Annotated in this window: 16 protein-coding genes; 15 read left to right on the top strand and 1 reads right to left on the bottom strand. The window is 64.7% G+C overall.

Translation table 11 applies throughout. The features are described from left to right. Positions 1–120: 120 nt before the first annotated feature. Positions 121–1386, bottom strand: coding sequence for a mechanosensitive ion channel family protein (locus AWB80_RS10215; protein ID WP_061174521.1), 1266 nt, complete (start codon positions 1384–1386; stop codon positions 121–123). A 206-nt stretch (positions 1387–1592) separates the two neighbouring features. Between AWB80_RS10215 and AWB80_RS10210 the strand changes: the two genes are divergently transcribed. From AWB80_RS10210 to AWB80_RS10140, 15 genes are all read left to right on the top strand, one after another. Beyond that, entirely contained in the window at positions 1593–2567 is a 975-nt protein-coding gene (locus AWB80_RS10210) for a MurR/RpiR family transcriptional regulator (RefSeq protein WP_061174664.1), read from the top strand. Further along, positions 2564–3547 carry an isoaspartyl peptidase/L-asparaginase family protein gene (locus AWB80_RS10205; RefSeq protein WP_061174520.1) on the top strand — a complete coding sequence of 328 codons (984 nt, stop codon included), beginning with the start codon at positions 2564–2566 and terminating at the stop codon, positions 3545–3547. The genes AWB80_RS10210 and AWB80_RS10205 overlap by 4 nt, the downstream gene beginning before the upstream one ends. After that, complete coding sequence (locus AWB80_RS10200; protein WP_061174519.1) at positions 3544–5442, top strand: dipeptide ABC transporter ATP-binding protein; 1899 nt, start codon at positions 3544–3546, stop codon at positions 5440–5442. The genes AWB80_RS10205 and AWB80_RS10200 overlap by 4 nt, the downstream gene beginning before the upstream one ends. Positions 5443–5471: 29 nt before the next feature. Next, complete coding sequence (gene gsiB, locus AWB80_RS10195; RefSeq protein ID WP_061174518.1) at positions 5472–7031, top strand: glutathione ABC transporter substrate-binding protein GsiB; 1560 nt, start codon at positions 5472–5474, stop codon at positions 7029–7031. Positions 7032–7078: 47 nt separating this feature from the next. Beyond that, positions 7079–7999, top strand: a complete 921-nt coding sequence (gene gsiC / locus AWB80_RS10190; protein WP_061174517.1) for a glutathione ABC transporter permease GsiC — start codon at positions 7079–7081, stop codon at positions 7997–7999. 7 nt (positions 8000–8006) lie between these two features. Beyond that, entirely contained in the window at positions 8007–8897 is an 891-nt protein-coding gene (gene gsiD / locus AWB80_RS10185) for a glutathione ABC transporter permease GsiD (protein WP_061174516.1), read from the top strand. Beyond that, positions 8894–9910 carry a DmpA family aminopeptidase gene (locus AWB80_RS10180; protein ID WP_061174515.1) on the top strand — a complete coding sequence of 339 codons (1017 nt, stop codon included), beginning with the start codon at positions 8894–8896 and terminating at the stop codon, positions 9908–9910. Before gsiD ends, AWB80_RS10180 begins: the two co-directional genes overlap by 4 nt. Then, on the top strand, positions 9907–10728 hold the full coding sequence (locus tag AWB80_RS10175) for a M55 family metallopeptidase (RefSeq protein WP_061174514.1): 822 nt from the start codon (positions 9907–9909) through the stop codon (positions 10726–10728). Before AWB80_RS10180 ends, AWB80_RS10175 begins: the two co-directional genes overlap by 4 nt. Before the next feature lie 89 nt (positions 10729–10817). Beyond that, positions 10818–11036, top strand: a complete 219-nt coding sequence (locus AWB80_RS10170; protein WP_244206460.1) for a hypothetical protein — start codon at positions 10818–10820, stop codon at positions 11034–11036. Between the two features lie 30 nt (positions 11037–11066). Then, complete coding sequence (gene crcB, locus AWB80_RS10165; RefSeq protein WP_061174512.1) at positions 11067–11444, top strand: fluoride efflux transporter CrcB; 378 nt, start codon at positions 11067–11069, stop codon at positions 11442–11444. A 164-nt stretch (positions 11445–11608) separates the two neighbouring features. Then, entirely contained in the window at positions 11609–12085 is a 477-nt protein-coding gene (locus AWB80_RS10160; RefSeq protein ID WP_061174511.1) for a GNAT family N-acetyltransferase, read from the top strand. Positions 12086–12215: 130 nt separating this feature from the next. Continuing rightward, positions 12216–13745: a histidine ammonia-lyase gene (gene hutH, locus AWB80_RS10155; protein ID WP_061174510.1), complete on the top strand. Its 1530-nt coding sequence runs from the start codon at positions 12216–12218 to the stop codon at positions 13743–13745. Then, positions 13742–14437: a histidine utilization repressor gene (hutC, locus tag AWB80_RS10150; protein ID WP_061174509.1), complete on the top strand. Its 696-nt coding sequence runs from the start codon at positions 13742–13744 to the stop codon at positions 14435–14437. The genes hutH and hutC overlap by 4 nt, the downstream gene beginning before the upstream one ends. A gap of 5 nt (positions 14438–14442) precedes the next feature. After that, a complete protein-coding gene (locus tag AWB80_RS10145; RefSeq protein WP_087131169.1) occupies positions 14443–15012 on the top strand; it encodes a HutD/Ves family protein in 570 nt (189 codons plus the stop codon). Between the two features lie 41 nt (positions 15013–15053). Further along, positions 15054–16433 carry a formimidoylglutamate deiminase gene (locus tag AWB80_RS10140; RefSeq protein WP_061174507.1) on the top strand — a complete coding sequence of 460 codons (1380 nt, stop codon included), beginning with the start codon at positions 15054–15056 and terminating at the stop codon, positions 16431–16433. Positions 16434–16449: the final 16 nt, after the last annotated feature.

Here is a 16449-nt window from a genome sequence, read left to right as displayed (position 1 = left end):
GCGGCTATGAAGCTGCGGAAAAAGGGCGCATCGGCGATGGTTAGATCGTACGGACGGGAAGCGTCAACGTGAATACACAAAAGTGGAGGATTCTTGCCTGATTCTTTTTGACGGAAAGAATCACAGCGTGGGCATTTCGCCACGTAGGCGGCCCACGAAACCGGTCATGTCCGCGCCCGAAGGCGCCTGATACAGCCTCAGGCCCATTTCGGGAAGAATCGACAGCAGATGATCGAAGACATCGCCCTGAATGCGTTCGTATTGCGTCCACGCGGTCGTCGCGGTGAAGCAGTACACCTCGACCGGAATGCCCTGCGATTCCGGTTCCATCATGCGCACCATGATCGCCATGTCCTGGCGGATCTCCGGATGACGTTGCAGATAGGCGAGCCCATACGCGCGAAACGTGCCGATATTCGTGAGCCGCCGCCGGTTCGCGGGCTCGTTGGCCAGCTCGCCGAGATTGCGGTTCGCCTGCTCGACTTCCGTCTGCTTCTGTTCCAGATAATCGTGCAGCAGGCGAAAGCGCTTCAGACGCGCGGTTTCCTCGTCGGAGAGAAAGCGTACGCATTGTGCGTCGATGCGCAAGGTGCGCTTGATGCGCCGCCCGCCCGACTCGAACATGTGCCGATAATTGCGGTAACTCTCGGAAAAGAGCTTGTAGGTCGGCACGGTGGTCACGGTGTTGTCCCAGTTCTGCACCTTGACCGTGTGCAGTGCGATGTCCTTCACGAAGCCATCGGCGGCGGCTTGCGGCATTTCGATCCAGTCGCCGATGCGCAGCATGTCGTTCGATGTCAGTTGCGTGCTCGCGACCAGCGACAGCAAGGTGTCCTTGAACACGAGCAGCAGCACGGCGGACAGCGCGCCGAGACCGGACAGCATCCAGAGCGGCGAACGGTCGATGAGAATCGACAGCACGAGCACGCCGCACACGAGCGCGAGCCCCAGCTTGCCGATCTGGATATAGCCTTTGATGGAGCGCGTCTGGGCTTCCTTGCTTTCCGCATAGACGTCCTGCCACGCCGACAGCGCGCTGCCCGCGGCGAAGAAAATGCAGACCCACGCGCCGCCGTGCGCGATGCGGCCGATGACCGTGGCCCAGTGACCGATGCGCGGCACTTCGTCGATGCCGATCGCGACGGTGGCGAACGGCACCGCGTACCAGAGCCGGTGATACGCCCGATGCTTGATGAACGCCCGATCCCACTTCTGATGCCCGGCGAGCACGAGCAGCCGATGCGCGACATACAGCACGATGCGCGCGACCACCCATTGCACGAAGAGCGCGATCAGCGCGAGCGCGACGAGGCCCGCGATCAGTTGTGCCCACGGATGAGCAGCGAGTTGATGCGGCAACGGATCGGGAAGGAAGTCGAAATTCATAGGGACTGGGGAGCACTCAGGACGCGCGTTCATATCGCGATGCGTCCCGTATTGTGCATGATCGTGCAGCTCCGAGGTATCGGACGGGGCTCACTTGGGCGTCTTATCGAAAACCCGAGGTCGATGAAAATGAATTTTTTTTGAGCGGCGTTTCGAGTAAATATACTTTCATCGCGTTTCATCGCAACGAGAGCGCAGCGCATTCCATGTCCCGTTCCCTATCGGTTCGTGCGCCGGCGAGCGCAGACGATCTGATCGCCGCGCGCATCGCCGCGGCCATGCCGACGCTCACGCCCATTCATCGGCGCATGGGAGCGTTCGTGCTGGCGAACCTGTTTCGCTCGGCGACCATGCGCATCGACGAACTGGCGGGCGCGGTGGGCGCGTCGGTGGCGACGGCGAACCGTTTCGCGCGCGCGCTCGGCTTCTCCGGCTATCCGTCGTTTCGCGAGGCGCTCGTGCGCGGTTTCGAGGCGACCATCGCGCCGGTCGAGCGCTTGCGCACCGCGCTCGAATCGCCGGCGAGCGGGGCCGAAGTGTTCGATGCATCGCTTGCGCAGGCGGCGGCGAATCTGCGGCTTGCTCAAACCTCCGTCGACGGCGCGAAGGCCGAGGCGATCGTCGATACGATTCTCGCCGCGCCGCGCGTCTTCACGATCGGTTACGGCGCGAGCGCGTTTCTGGCCGGCCTGCTTGAGCACGGGCTCACGCCGTATTGCGCGAACGTGCAGTCGCTCGCGTTGACGGGCGGACCGTCGCACGCCGCGCGGCGGCTCTTCACGGCGGCGCGCGGCGATGTGCTGATCGCGATCGCGTTCCCGCGTTATGTCGACGACACCATCACGCTCGCGCAGCTCGCGCGCGATCACGGCCTGCGCGTCGTCGCGCTCACGGACAGCGCCGCTTCGCCGCTCGCGCAGGTCGCGGATCTCGTGCTCGCGATCCGCGCCGAACGCAGGCTCGCGGCGAATTGCGACACGGCCGTGCTGGCCGTCATCGAAGCACTGTGCGATGCGGTCGCGCACCGGGCCAAGCGCTCGGTCGAGGCGGCATCGGGATTGACCGGGTTCGTGTTGCCCTGGCTCGTCGCGCCTTCTTTGCCGAAAGAAGCGCACGCGGTTCAGGCCACGCGCCGCACCACTGCGAAACGACACACTCATACGGAATCGCGCAAGTCATGAACGCCACACCAGTCATCGCCATTCACGGCGGCGCGGGCACGATCGTGCGCCACGCGATGAACGCCGAAGCGGAAGCGCGCTATCACGCGGCGCTTACCGACATCCTGAGCGCGGCTCAACGCGTGCTCGCCGATGGCGGCAGCGCGCTGGATGCCGTCACCGAAGCCGTGCGCCTGCTCGAAGACTGTCCGCTCTTCAACGCGGGCCACGGCGCGGTGTTCACGGCGGCGGGCACGCACGAACTGGACGCGTCCGTGATGGACGGCGCGACGCTCGAAGCCGGCGCGATCAGTTGCGTGACGCGCGTGAAGAATCCCGTGCTCGCCGCGCGCCGCGTGCTCGACGTGAGCGATCACGTCATGTTCACGGGACCGGGCGCGGAAGCGTTCGCGGCCGCGCAAGGTCTCGAATTCGTCGATCCGTCGTACTTCTACACGGAAGCGCGCCATCAGCAATGGCTCAACGCGCGTGGCACCTCAGGCACGATGCTCGATCACGACGCGATGACGAAGTTCGCCTTCTCGAATGATCCGCGCGATCCCATCGATCCCATCGATCCCGACAGGAAGTTCGGCACGGTCGGCGCGGTCGCGCTCGATGCCAACGGCCATCTCGCCGCCGCGACGTCGACGGGCGGCATCACCAACAAGCAGGCCGGCCGCGTCGGCGATGCGCCGTTGATCGGCGCGGGCTGCTACGCGAACGACGCGACCTGCGCGGTGTCGACCACCGGCACGGGCGAAATGTTCATCCGCATGCTCGCGGCGTATGACGTATCGGCGCAAATGGAATATCGCGGTGCGTCGCTGGAAGACGCATCGAACGATGTCGTGATGATGAAGCTGCCACGCATAGAAGGGCGCGGCGGTCTCGTCGCTGTCGATGCGAAGGGCAACGTCGTGCTGCCGTTCAACACGGAAGGCATGTATCGCGGCTTTGCGCGCGTGGGCGAAGCGCCCGTCACGGCGATCTATCGATGATGAGCGCGACCTTGCCCGATGCCCGCGTGATCGACGTGCGCGATCTGTCGGTCGCGTTTCGCTCGCGCGCGCGCACCATCGAAGCCGTGCGCAACATCTCGTTCACGGTGGATCGGGGCGAGACGCTCGCGATTGTCGGCGAATCGGGCTCGGGCAAATCGGTGACGTCGCTCGCGTTGATGCGGCTCGTCGAACATGGCGGCGGCCGCATCGTGTCCGGCAGCATCGCGTTTCGCCGGCGCAACGGGCAGGTGCTCGATCTGGCGAAGGCGTCATCGGCGACGATGCGCGGCGTGCGCGGCGCAGACATCGCGATGATCTTCCAGGAGCCGATGACCTCGCTCAATCCGGTCTTCACGGTCGGCGATCAGATCGCGGAAGCGATCGCCCTGCATCAGAACAAGAGCGGATCGGAGGCGCGCGCCGAAGCGCTGCGTCTGCTCGATCTCGTACGCATTCCCGAATCGAAACGCGTGTTCGCGCGTTATCCGCATCAGTTGTCGGGCGGCATGCGCCAGCGCGTGATGATCGCAATGGCGCTGTCGTGCAAGCCCGCGCTCCTGATCGCCGACGAGCCGACCACCGCGCTCGATGTCACGATCCAGGCGCAGATCCTGCAACTCGTGCGCGGCCTGCAGAACAAAATGAACATGGGCGTGATCTTCATCACGCACGACATGGGCGTGGTCGCGGAAGTGGCAGATCGCGTGCTCGTGATGTATCGCGGCGAGAAAGTGGAAGAGGCGCAATCGGACGCGCTGTTTCACGCGCCGAAGCATCCGTACACGAAGGCGCTGCTCGCCGCCGTGCCGACGCTCGGCGCGATGCGCGGCACCGATCGTCCCGCGAAATTCCCGATCCTCGAAGTGGCACCGGTCGACCTCGCGCCCGACGATGCGAGCGCGTTGCGTCCATCCGAGGCGGTCGAGAAGGAACGGCAGCCTGCCGTCGACGAAACCATCAGGCCGATTCTGCGCGTGCGCGATCTCGTCACGCGCTTTCCGGTGAAAAGCGGCTTGTTCGGCCGCATCACGGCGGCGGTGCATGCGGTCGAGCGCGTGAGTTTCGACTTGCGTCCGGGCGAGACGCTCGCGCTCGTCGGCGAATCGGGCTGCGGCAAATCGACGACGGGGCGCTCGCTGCTGCGGCTCGTTGAAAGCCAGAGCGGCTCCATCGAATTCGACGGACGCGACATCAGCAAGCTCGCAGGCCACGAACTGCAGACCCTGCGGCGCAATATCCAGTTCATCTTTCAGGACCCGTTCGCGTCGCTCAATCCGCGTCTGACGGTCGGCTTCTCGGTGATGGAGCCGCTGCTCGTGCATGGCGTCGCGAGCGGCAAGCAAGCGCAGGCGCGGGTCGACTGGCTGCTCGAAAAAGTCGGCTTGCCGCCCGAAGCGGCGCAGCGTTATCCGCATGAATTCTCGGGCGGCCAGCGACAGCGCATCGCGATTGCAAGGGCGCTCGCGTTGAACCCGAAAGTCGTCATCGCCGATGAATCCGTCTCCGCGCTCGATGTCTCCGTGCGCGCGCAGATCGTCAATCTGATGCTCGATCTGCAGCGCGAACTCGGCGTCGCGTATCTGTTCATCTCGCACGACATGGCGGTCGTGGAGCGCGTGAGTCATCGCGTGGCGGTGATGTATCTCGGCCAGATCGTCGAGATCGGGCCGCGCGCGGCCGTGTTCGAAGCGCCGCGTCATCCGTACACGCGCGAGCTGATGAGCGCGGTCCCGGTCGCCGATCCGTCACGCCGGCACGCGCAACGCATGCTCGCCGCCGACGAGATTCCAAGCCCGATCCGCAAGCTCGGCGATGAGCCCATCGTCGCGAAACTCGTAGCCGTAGGACCAGACCATTACGTTGCCGAGCATCACGTTGGCGGCGCGTATTGATAACACCATAACGTCAAAGGAGTCCAACGATGCCGTCCTTCAAACTGCGCTCGAATTTGCGCTCGATACTCGCTGCAAGTGCATTCGCCGCGCTGACCTCACTCGCGCCGATGGCGGCGCATGCGCAAGGCACCGCCGTGATGGCCGTGGCCTCGACCTTCACGACGATGGACCCGTACGACGCCAACGACACGCTCTCGCAAGCGGTGGCGAAGTCGTTCTATCAGGGTCTGTTCGGCTTCGACAAGGACATGAAGATCCAGAACGTGCTCGCGACGAGTTACGAGGCGAGCCCCGACGCGAAGGTCTACACGATCCATCTGCGCCGTGACGTCAAGTTCCACGACGGCACCGACTTCAACGCCGATGCCGTGAAGGCCGTGTTCGATCGCGTGACCAATCCGGACAACAAGCTCAAGCGCTACAACCTCTTCAACAAGATCGAGAAGACCGAAGTGGTCGATCCCTACACGGTGAAGATCACGCTGAAGATTCCGTTCTCGGCGTTCATCAACGTGCTCGCGCATCCGTCGGCGGTGATGATTTCGCCGGCCGCGCTGCAGAAGTACGGCAAGGACATCGCGTTTCATCCGGTCGGCACGGGGCCGTTCGAGTTCGTCGAATGGAAGCAGACCGACGACCTGAAGGTGAAGAAGTTCGCCGGCTACTGGAAGAAGGGTTTGCCGAAGATCGACATGATCGACTGGAAGCCCGTGGTCGATAACAACACGCGCTCCGCGCTCATGCAGACGGGCGAGGCGGATTTCGCGTTCTCGGTGCCGTTCGAGCAGGCCGCGACGCTCAAGGCGAACCCGAAGGTCGATCTGATCGCGGCGCCGTCGATCATTCAGCGCTACGTCAGCATGAACGTGCTGCAAAAGCCCTTCGACAATCCGAAGGTGCGCGAGGCGATGAACTATGCGATCAACAAGGAAGCGCTCGTGAAGGTGGCGTTCGCGGGTTATGCCGTGCCGGCCGAAGGCGTGGTGCCGCCGGGCGTCGAATACGCGACCAAACTCGGGCCGTGGAAATACGATCCCGCAAAGGCGCGCGAACTGCTGAAGGAAGCAGGCTATCCGAACGGCTTCGAAACCGTGCTGTGGTCGGGCTATAACCATACGACCGCGCAGAAGATCATCCAGTTCGTGCAGCAGCAATTGGCGCAAGTGGGCGTGAAGGCGTCGGTCGAAGCACTCGAAGCGGGGCAGCGCGTGCAGCGCATCGAGAGCGCGCCTGATCCGAAGACGGCGCCGGTGCGGATGCTCTATATCGGCTGGTCGTCGTCGACGGGTGAAGCGGACTGGGCGCTCTCGCCGCTGCTCGGCGGCACGTCGTTCCCGCCGAAGCTCTTCAACACCGCGTACTACAAGAACGATCAGGTCGATGACGATCTCTCGAAAGCGCTCGCCACCACGGATCGCAGCGAGAAAGCCAAGCTCTACGCGGACGCGCAGAAGCGTATCTGGGCCGATGCACCGTGGATCTTCCTCGTCACGGAGAAGGTCGTGTATGCGCGCAGCAAGCGTCTGTCGGGCGCGTACGTGATGCCGGACGGCTCGTTCAGCTTCGAAGAGATCGCCATCAAGTAATCGCTTTCGGCCGGGCGCGATCGCCCGGCCGCAACTGACCGGAAACGATGCTCAACTTCATCGCCAAACGACTGTTAGGCCTTCTGCCGACGCTCTTCATCGTCGCGGTGCTCGTGTTCTTCTTCGTGCACATGCTGCCGGGCGATCCCGCGCGGCTCGCAGCGGGCGCGGAAGCCGACGAAGCGACCGTCGCGCTCGTGCGTGCCGACCTCGGTCTCGACAAGCCGCTGCCGCAGCAACTGGTGGGCTTCTTCGGCAAGATCGTGCATTTCGACTTCGGCATGTCGACGCGCAGCAAGCGGCCCGTGGCGACGGAAATCGCCGAGCGCTTCATGCCCACGTTGTGGCTCACGCTCGCGAGCATGGTATGGGCGGTGATCTTCGGCATGGGCATCGGCATCGTGTCGGCGGTATGGCGCAATCGCTGGCCGGACCGGCTGGGCATGACGCTCGCGGTGTCGGGCATCTCGTTTCCGGCGTTCGCGCTCGGCATGCTGCTGATGGAAATCTTCTCGGTGAAGCTCGGCTGGCTGCCGATCGTCGACGACGGCACGTGGAAGGGCTACGTGTTGCCCTCGATCACGCTGGGCGCGGCGGTCGCGGCGGTGATGGCGCGCTTCACGCGCGCGTCGTTCGTCGAAGTGCTCGGCGAGGACTTCGTGCGCACCGCGCGCGCGAAAGGCGTGCACGAACCGATGGTCATCGTGAAGCACTGCCTGCGCAACGCGATGATTCCCGTCGTCACGATGATGGGCCTGCAATTCGGCTTTCTGCTCGGCGGCTCGATCGTCGTGGAGAAGGTGTTCAACTGGCCGGGCCTCGGGCGTCTGCTGGTCGATGCGGTCGAGATGCGCGACTATCCGGTGATTCAGGCGGAAGTGCTGCTGTTCTCGCTTGAGTTCATCGTGATCAACCTGATCGTGGATGTGCTGTACGCGATCATCAACCCGACCATCCGCTTCAAGTGAGGACCGCATGAGCGTGGCAGCCGAAAGCGCGGTGCAGGCGCCGCAAGAGATCCGCACGCCGTGGACGGAGTTCTGGCGCAAGTTCAGGCAGCAGCACATCGCGATGATCGCGGCCGTGTTCGTGTTGCTGCTGATCGTGATCGCGATCATCGCGCCGTATATCGCGCCTTATGATCCGGAGAACTACTTCGACTACGACGCGCTCAACGCGGGTCCATCGGCTGCGCACTGGTTCGGTGTCGATGCGCTCGGGCGCGACATTCTGAGCCGCATACTCGTCGGCAGCCGCATCTCGTTGACGGCGGGGCTGGTGTCGGTCGTGCTCGGTGCGGTGATCGGCACGTTCTTCGGCCTGCTCGCGGGCTATTACGAAGGCTGGTGGGACCGCATCGTAATGCGCATCGCGGACGTGCTGTTCGCGTTTCCCGGCATTCTGCTCGCGATCGGCGTGGTCGCGATTCTCGGCAACGGCATGGTGAATGTCGTGTGCGCGGTCGCGATCTTCAGCATTCCCGCGTTCGCGCGGCTCGTGCGCGGCAATACGCTCGCGTTGAAGCATCTCACGTATATCGAGGCGGCGCGAAGCATCGGCGCATCGGACTGGACGATACTCGCGCGGCATATCCTGCCGGGCACGATCTCGTCGGTGGTCGTGTACTTCACGATGCGCATCGGCACGTCGATCATCACGGCCGCGAGCCTTTCGTTTCTCGGTCTGGGCGCGCAGCCGCCCACGCCGGAGTGGGGCGCGATGCTCAACGAAGCGCGCGCCGACATGGCGATGGCGCCGCACGTCGCCATCTTCCCGAGCCTCGCGATCTTCTTCACCGTGCTCGCGTTCAACCTGCTCGGCGACGGCCTGCGCGACGCGCTCGATCCCAAGCTCGACCGGCCATGATGCATATCGGTCTGCTCGAAGCGGGGTTGCGCGGCACGATCGCCGATGTCGCGGGCGTGACCGTCGGGCACTGCACGCTTGCGCAGGGCGCGGTGCAAACGGGCGTCACCGTGGTCCGCCCGCACGCCGGCGATGTGTATCGCGGCAAAGTGCCGGCCGCGGCGTGCGTGATCAACGGCTTCGGCAAGAGCGTCGGGCTCGTGCAGCTCGAAGAACTCGGCGTGATCGAAACGCCCATCGCGTTGACCAATACGTTCGGCGTGGGGACCATCGCGAATGCGCAGATTCGCGCGGCTATCGCTGCGAACCCGCGCATCGGACGCGAAGACCCGAGCGTGAATCCGCTGGTGTTCGAATGCAACGATGGCTATCTCAACGACATGCAGGCGCTTGCGATCGATGAAGCGCATTACCGGAGCGCGCTCGATGCCTGCAACGACGACTTCGCGCGCGGCGCGGTGGGCGCGGGGCGCGGCATGTCGTGCTTCGAGCTGAAAGGCGGAATCGGCTCGGCGTCGCGCATCGTGCAAATCAACGGGCGCGGGTACACGACAGGCGCGCTCGTGCTCGCGAACTTCGGCCGTTTGCCGCAACTCACGATCGCGGGCGAGGCGGTCGGCCGCGCGCTGGTGTCGGCGGACGCATCGAAGGTCACGCCCGAGCAAGGCTCGATCATCATCGCGATCGCAACCGATGCGCCGCTCGATGCGCGTCAGTTGCGCCGTCTCGCGATGCGCGCCGCCGCCGGACTCGCGCGTACGGGGTCGGTCTACGGCCACGGCAGCGGCGACATCGCGCTGGCTTTCACGACCGCTTACACCGTATCGCACGATGCGGACTTCATCACGATGCCGCCGCTCATCAGCGACGCACGGCTCGACCCGCTATTCCAGGCGGCGGCCGACAGCGTCGAACAGGCGATCCTCGATGCGCTCCTCAGCGCCGAAACGGTTGCCGGACGCGATGGTCATCGGCGCATTTCGCTCAACGACGCATTGAAGACACGATCATGAAAGTGCTGATCTCGGTGGATATCGAAGGCATCGCGGGCGTGTTCCATCCGGAGCAGACACGCGCCGGCAACGCCGAATACGAGCAGGCGCGCCGCTGGATGACGCGCGAGGCGAACGCGGCGGCGCAGGGCGCATTCGATGGCGGCGCGTCGCAGGTGTGGATCAACGATTCGCATGGCGGCTTTCGCAATCTGCTGCCCGACTTGCTCGATCAGCGCGCGCGCCTCGTGCTCGGCAAGCCGCGCACGCTCGGCATGATGGCGGGGCTGGAAGCAGCGCCCGATGTGGTGTTCATGATCGGCTATCACGCGCGCGCGCAAAGCCGCGGCATTCTCGCGCACACCATCAACAGCGCGGCCTTCGCGCGCGTCACGCTGGACGGCGAGGAAGTCGGCGAGGCCGGCCTCTATGGGCGGCTCGCCGGGGAGCACGGCGCGCATGTCGCGCTGCTGACGGGCGACGATGTATTCGGCGCCGAGACGCTGCCCGCCTTTCCCGGCGCGCGCTTTCTGTGCGTGAAGACGGCGCACGGCTATTCGAGCGGCGTGACCGAAACGCCCGCCGCCGCCTGCGAAGCGATCCAGCTCGCCGCGCGCGAGACGATCGAGGCGGCTTCCGCGGGGCATCGCGGACGTGCCGCGCTGTCTGGTCACCGCTGCGAACTACGCACGCAGACCACGGCATTCGCCGATCTCTTCTGCCAGTGGCCGACGCTCGAACGCATCGATGCTGTATCGCTCGCTTTCGATGCCCCTTCGGTCGAACATGTCGTGCGCATACTCAATTGCCTTTCGGCAATGTCCTTCATGATACGGTGAGTGTTTGAACCAGGCGCTTTGAGTATCGTTAGAATGGAGCCAGTGGCAAGACCGGCTCTGGTCTTGACGTGTTTTTGCAGACGATGCTCATGCACACCGTGAAGCTCGAACACAACGATGACGAAGTGCTCGACCCCGCCGATCCGCAACTCGTCGTGCGCGGCTCGCTTTTCATCGACGGGCACGACGCCGGCTGCTGGGAACAGCGGCGCGACGGGACCTGGGCGGCGCATGTGCGGCACAAGCAAGGCTGGATCGTCGAGGCGAGCCGCGGCGCGCTGATCGACCGGCTCGCCCGCGAGACATAACGCAGTTAATTTCGAATCACGCACACTTTCATGTATCTGTCGATCATCGCCGTGGGACTCGGTGGCGGACTGGGATCGCTGCTCAGATGGGTCCTCGGCCTGCGCCTGAATGCGATTTTTCCGAATTTGCCGCTCGGCACGTTCGCGTCCAACGTCATCGCGGGCTACATCATCGGCGTCGCGGTCGCCTTCTTCGCGCGCTTTCCCGATATTTCGGTGGAGTGGCGGCTTTTCATCATTACCGGGTTGATGGGTGGACTTTCCACCTTTTCGACCTTTTCGGCCGAAGTGGTCGCGCATCTTCAGCAAGGGCGGCTCGGCTGGGCGCTCGCGGAGATCGCGATCCACGTTTGCGCGTCGCTTCTGATGACGGCGCTCGGTATCGCGACGGTGGTGGTGGCTTCCTGAAGAACCGGCGGCAGCGCACGTCCAACATCCCATTTCCCGCGATTTGAACGTTTGCGCGCGCCCGGCCGTTCCCCAAACACTCTTTTTTCCGCGTTTTCAACGCCAGACCCCCGCTGCTATTGCAGCGGTTTTTTGTTTTTTTTGACAGTAACGAAGGTGATGAAATGTCAGGGCTGCCGCTCATCGATGTCAGACCGTATCGTGCAAGCGATCTCGACGGTGTGATCGATCTGTTCCAACGCGCCGTTCGCGAAACGGCGTCGGCCGACTACAACCAGGCGCAAATCGAAGCCTGGGCGCAAACCGACCGCGACGAATGGGAACTCGCCCGTCTCAGCCGTCCGACGTGGGTCGGGCTCGTCGACGGCGAACTCGCGGGTTTCGCCGATCTCGAAAAGAACGGTCTCATCGACATGATGTTCGTCGATCCGCTGCATCAGCGCAAAAGCGTGGCGACGTCGCTGCTCGCGCGCATTGAAGCCGAAGCCGAAACAACCGGCCTGACCACGCTGCACACGTATTCGAGCGTCACCGGACGGCCTTTCTTCGAATACTGCGGCTTCGAAATGCTGCTCGCGCGGGCGGTGATCGTGCGCGAACAGCGCTTTGTCCAGTTCGTGATGGAAAAAGTGCTGTTGTAAATCGTCAAATCTGTATAGACAAGCATTGCAGAAATCCGCCGGATGATCCTAGTGATATCCCGGATATCCCCTTGTTTCGTCCTTCTAGCCCGTTTAGACTTGAGTCTAACTTGTATAGACAGGACGAACCATGATCACGCTCACGCCCGGAAAACTGACTCTGCCGCAACTGCGCCGCATCGCGCGAGGCTCGGATTCGCTCGAACTCGATCCTGCGAGCTTCGGCGCGATCGACGCGAGCGCGCGCGCCGTCGCCGCCATCGCCGCGAAAGGCGATCCCGCTTACGGCATCAATACCGGTTTCGGGCGGCTCGCCAATACGCACATTCCGGCCGACCAACTCGAACTGCTGCAAAAGAATCTCGTGCTGTCGCATGCAGTGGGCGTCGGCGAGCCGATGTCGCGTCCGGTCGTGCGTCTCCTGATGGCGCTCAAGCTGTCGAGCCTCGGGCGCGGCCATTCGGGCATCCGTCGCGAAGTCATCGACGCGCTCATCACGCTTTTCAATGCCGACGTGCTGCCGATCATCCCGGTCAAGGGTTCGGTCGGCGCCTCGGGCGATCTCGCGCCGCTCGCGCATATGTCGACGGTGCTGCTCGGCATCGGCGAAGTGATGATTCGCGGCGAACGCGCCGGCGCGCTCGACGGTCTCGCGGTCGCGGGCCTCAAGCCGCTCAATTTGCAGGCGAAGGAAGGCCTCGCGTTGCTGAACGGCACGCAGGCGTCGGCGGCGCTGGCGCTCTACAACTTGTTCGCGATCGAGGATCTGTTTCGCACCGGGCTCGTCGCCGGCGCGCTGTCGGTCGATGCGGCGGCCGGCTCGGTCGTTCCGTTCGATGCGCGCATCCATGAACTGCGCGGACATCGCGGGCAGATGGACGCCGCGGCGGCGTACCGCACGCTGCTGAAGGGCTCGGGCATCAATCTGTCGCACGCGGACTGCGAGAAAGTGCAAGACCCGTACAGCCTGCGCTGCCAGCCGCAGGTCATGGGCGCGTGCCTCGACCAGATGCGCCACGCGGCCGAAGTCCTGCTGATCGAATCGAACGCCGTCTCCGATAACCCGCTGATCTTCCCCGACACCGGCGAAGTGCTGTCCGGCGGCAATTTCCATGCGGAGCCGGTCGCGTTCGCCGCCGACAACCTCGCGCTCGCCGCCGCCGAAATCGGCGCGCTGGCGGAACGCCGCATCGCGCTCCTGATCGACGCGACGCTCTCCGGCCTGCCGCCTTTCCTGGTGCGCGACGGTGGCGTCAACTCGGGCTTCATGATCGCGCACGTCACGGCGGCCGCGCTCGCATCCGAAAACAAGACGCTCGCGCATCCGGCGTCGGTGGATTCGCTGCCCACGTCGGCGAATCAGGAAGACCATGTGTCGATGGCGACCTTCGCCGCGCGCAAGCTCGGCGACATCGCGAGCAACACCGCGAACATCCTCGCGATCGAACTGCTCGCGGCGGCGCAGGGCGTCGATCTGCGCGCGCCGCATCAGACCAGCGCGCCGCTCTCCGAAGTCATGAAAACGCTGCGCGCGCAGGTGGCGCATTACGACCTCGATCATTACTTCGCGCCGGATATCGCCGCGATCGCGACACTCGTGCAGGAAGGCGCGATCGCGCGGCACAGCCCGTTCTCGTTCGCGTCGGAACAGCCTGCATGAACACGCCCGCGTATCAGGAGATCAAGGATTACATTCTCCAGCGCATTCACATCGGCGAGTGGAAGGAGGGCGATCAGGTGCCCTCCGAGAACGAGCTTGCGCGCGAGTTCAAGGTCGCGCGCATGACCGTGAACCGCGCGCTGCGCGAGCTGACCTCGGAACAGGTGCTCACGCGTGTGCAGGGCGCGGGCACCTTCGTCGCACAGCCGAAATATGCGTCGACGCTCGTCGAGATTCGCAGCATTTCCGATGAAATCGTCGCGCGCGGCCACGCGTATCGCGCGCAGGTGCTGCATCTGGGCGCGTCGATCGTCGATGAAGCGCTCGCCGACGAAATGCATCTCGCGCTCGGCAGCCCGGTGTTTCATTCGCGTGTGCTGCACTTCGAGAACGACGAGCCGGTGCAGATGGAAGAGCGCTATGTGAATCCCGCGCTCGCGCCCGAATACGCGCGCCAGGACTTCACGACGATCACGCCAAATCAGTACCTGATGTCCGCCGCGCCGCTGCAGCGCGTGGAGTACCGGATCGAGGCGTCGGTGCCGTCGGCGGAGATTCGCGCCGCGCTCGCGATGACGGAGCACGAGCCGTGTCTGTTGCTGCATCGGCGCACGTGGTCGCGCGATGCGGTCGCATCGGTCGCGAACCTCTGGCATCCGGGCGACCGTTATCAATTCACCGGGCATTTCTGAACGTGATGATCATTCGCGCTGATTCGCTCACACCCGCGCCGTGGAAAAACGGCGGCGGCGTCACGCGCGAGATCGCGACAGGGCCGCAAGGCGCGTCGTTCGATGCCTTCGCGTGGCGTCTGTCGCTCGCCGACGTGGCGTCCGACGGCGCGTTCTCGACCTTCGCGGGCGTCGATCGCGTGCTCGTGCTGCTCGATGGCGCGGGCATGCGTCTGAGCGAAGCCGATGGCCAAGTGCATGCGCTCGACACGCCGCTCGCGAGCGCGCGCTTCGCCGGCGAAACGCCGATTCACGCGACGCTCATCGACGGCCCGACGCGCGATTTCAACGTGATGGTGCGGCGCGATCGCGCCCGCGCGACGGTCGATGTCCACCACGCTTCGTGCTCGCTCACGCCCGATCACGATCTGAGGTTCATCCACTGCGCGCGCGGAAGGATCGATATCAAAGCCGCCGCCGACACGCGCCATACGCTCGAAGCAGGCGACACGTTATGCGTCGGACGCGCGGTCGCACTGGAATGCGAGATGAAGAAGGGCGCATCGTGGCTGCACATCGGCATCGACATGTTGTAGAGACGGCGAGCAGCCGCGCATCGACATAAGAAGGAGACAGAATGAACGCATTCTTCGCGGACCACGCGCGCCTCGCCGACGGCTGGCGGCGCGACGTGCTGCTCGAATGGGACGACGCCGGCACGCTCGTGCGCGTCGCGCCGGACAGCGCGGCGCCTACCGGCGTCGAACGGGCGAAAGGGCCGGTCGTGCCCGGCATGCCGAATCTGCACTCGCACGCGTTCCAGCGCGCGATGGCTGGCCTCACCGAATATCGTGCGAGCGTCGCCGATACCTTCTGGAGCTGGCGCGATCTCATGTATCGCTTCGCCGCGGGAATCGGGCCCGAATCGCTCGCGGATATCGCGCACTGGCTGTACATCGAGATGCTCAAGGCGGGCTATACGTCGGTGTGCGAGTTTCACTACGTGCATCACGCACCCGATGGCGCGCCCTACGCGAACCGCGCGGAACTCGCCGAGCGCGTCGTCGATGCGGCCGAGCGCGCGGGCATCGGCATCACGATGTTGCCGGTGCTGTACGAATTCAGCGGCTTCAACAAGAGCGCGCCGCGCGAGGATCAGCGGCGCTTTCTGAACACGCCCGACACGCTGCTCGCCCTGATCGACGCGCTCGCCCGCGCGCGGCCCGAAAACGGCGCGCGCCGTTACGGCGTCGCGCCGCATTCATTGCGGGCCGTCGGAGGCGAATCGCTCGCGGCGGTCCTCGAAGGGCTCGATACGCGATTCGGCCGTGCGCCGGTGCATATCCACGTGGCGGAACAGCTCGCCGAAGTGGAAGCGTGCGTCGCAGCGACGGGGCATCGTCCGGTCGAATGGCTGCTCGAACGCTTCAACCTCGACGAGCGCTGGTGCCTCGTGCACGCAACCCATGTCGATGCGCACGAATGCGCGCGTCTCGCGGCGAGCGGCGCGGTTGCGGGGCTGTGTCTCACGACCGAGGCGAATCTCGGCGACGGCGTGTTTCCGTCACGCGATTATCTCGATGCGGGCGGGCGCATCGGCATCGGCTCGGATAGTCATGTCGGCGTCGACTGGCGCTCGGAACTGCGTCTGCTCGAATATGGGCAGCGCCTGTGCCGTCGCCAGCGCAACGTGCTGGCATCGCCGACGCAGAGCCGTCCCGCCGACCGTCTTTTCGACGCCGCGCTCGACGGCGGCGCGCACGCGACCGGGCGGCCCGTCGGCGCGCTCGCGCAGGGAAAGCGCGCCGACTGGCTCGTGCTCGACGACGCGCATCCGGGCATCGGCGGGCATGCGCGCGACACCTGGCTGTCGAGCGCGGTGTTCTGCGAGCATGGCGAGACGCCGATCCGCGATGTCTTCGTGTCGGGCCGCAAGGTGATCGACGCGCGCCGACACGCGCAGGAAGACGAGGCGCTCACGCGCTATCGCGCCGCGTTGCGCGGCTTGCTGGGTTGAACCCAAAGGTCATCTC

Origin of the sequence: Caballeronia pedi (assembly GCF_001544915.2) — a bacterium.
Taxonomy (GTDB): domain Bacteria; phylum Pseudomonadota; class Gammaproteobacteria; order Burkholderiales; family Burkholderiaceae; genus Caballeronia; species Caballeronia pedi.
Note: the sequence above shows the minus strand (reverse complement) of the source record. Positions and strands in the feature narration are given on the sequence as shown.

Excerpts from the sequence above, each read along its gene's own strand:
- AWB80_RS10215 (WP_061174521.1), bottom strand. The coding sequence starts at position 1,386 with ATGAATTTCGACTTCCTTCCCGATCCGTTGCCGCATCAACTCGCTGCT.
- AWB80_RS10210 (WP_061174664.1), top strand. The coding sequence starts at position 1,593 with ATGTCCCGTTCCCTATCGGTTCGTGCGCCGGCGAGCGCAGACGATCTG.
- AWB80_RS10205 (WP_061174520.1), top strand. The coding sequence starts at position 2,564 with ATGAACGCCACACCAGTCATCGCCATTCACGGCGGCGCGGGCACGATC.
- AWB80_RS10200 (WP_061174519.1), top strand. The coding sequence starts at position 3,544 with ATGATGAGCGCGACCTTGCCCGATGCCCGCGTGATCGACGTGCGCGAT.
- gsiB (WP_061174518.1), top strand. The coding sequence starts at position 5,472 with ATGCCGTCCTTCAAACTGCGCTCGAATTTGCGCTCGATACTCGCTGCA.
- gsiC (WP_061174517.1), top strand. The coding sequence starts at position 7,079 with ATGCTCAACTTCATCGCCAAACGACTGTTAGGCCTTCTGCCGACGCTC.
- gsiD (WP_061174516.1), top strand. The coding sequence starts at position 8,007 with ATGAGCGTGGCAGCCGAAAGCGCGGTGCAGGCGCCGCAAGAGATCCGC.
- AWB80_RS10180 (WP_061174515.1), top strand. The coding sequence starts at position 8,894 with ATGATGCATATCGGTCTGCTCGAAGCGGGGTTGCGCGGCACGATCGCC.
- AWB80_RS10175 (WP_061174514.1), top strand. The coding sequence starts at position 9,907 with ATGAAAGTGCTGATCTCGGTGGATATCGAAGGCATCGCGGGCGTGTTC.
- AWB80_RS10170 (WP_244206460.1), top strand. The coding sequence starts at position 10,818 with ATGCACACCGTGAAGCTCGAACACAACGATGACGAAGTGCTCGACCCC.
- crcB (WP_061174512.1), top strand. The coding sequence starts at position 11,067 with ATGTATCTGTCGATCATCGCCGTGGGACTCGGTGGCGGACTGGGATCG.
- AWB80_RS10160 (WP_061174511.1), top strand. The coding sequence starts at position 11,609 with ATGTCAGGGCTGCCGCTCATCGATGTCAGACCGTATCGTGCAAGCGAT.
- hutH (WP_061174510.1), top strand. The coding sequence starts at position 12,216 with ATGATCACGCTCACGCCCGGAAAACTGACTCTGCCGCAACTGCGCCGC.
- hutC (WP_061174509.1), top strand. The coding sequence starts at position 13,742 with ATGAACACGCCCGCGTATCAGGAGATCAAGGATTACATTCTCCAGCGC.
- AWB80_RS10145 (WP_087131169.1), top strand. The coding sequence starts at position 14,443 with ATGATCATTCGCGCTGATTCGCTCACACCCGCGCCGTGGAAAAACGGC.
- AWB80_RS10140 (WP_061174507.1), top strand. The coding sequence starts at position 15,054 with ATGAACGCATTCTTCGCGGACCACGCGCGCCTCGCCGACGGCTGGCGG.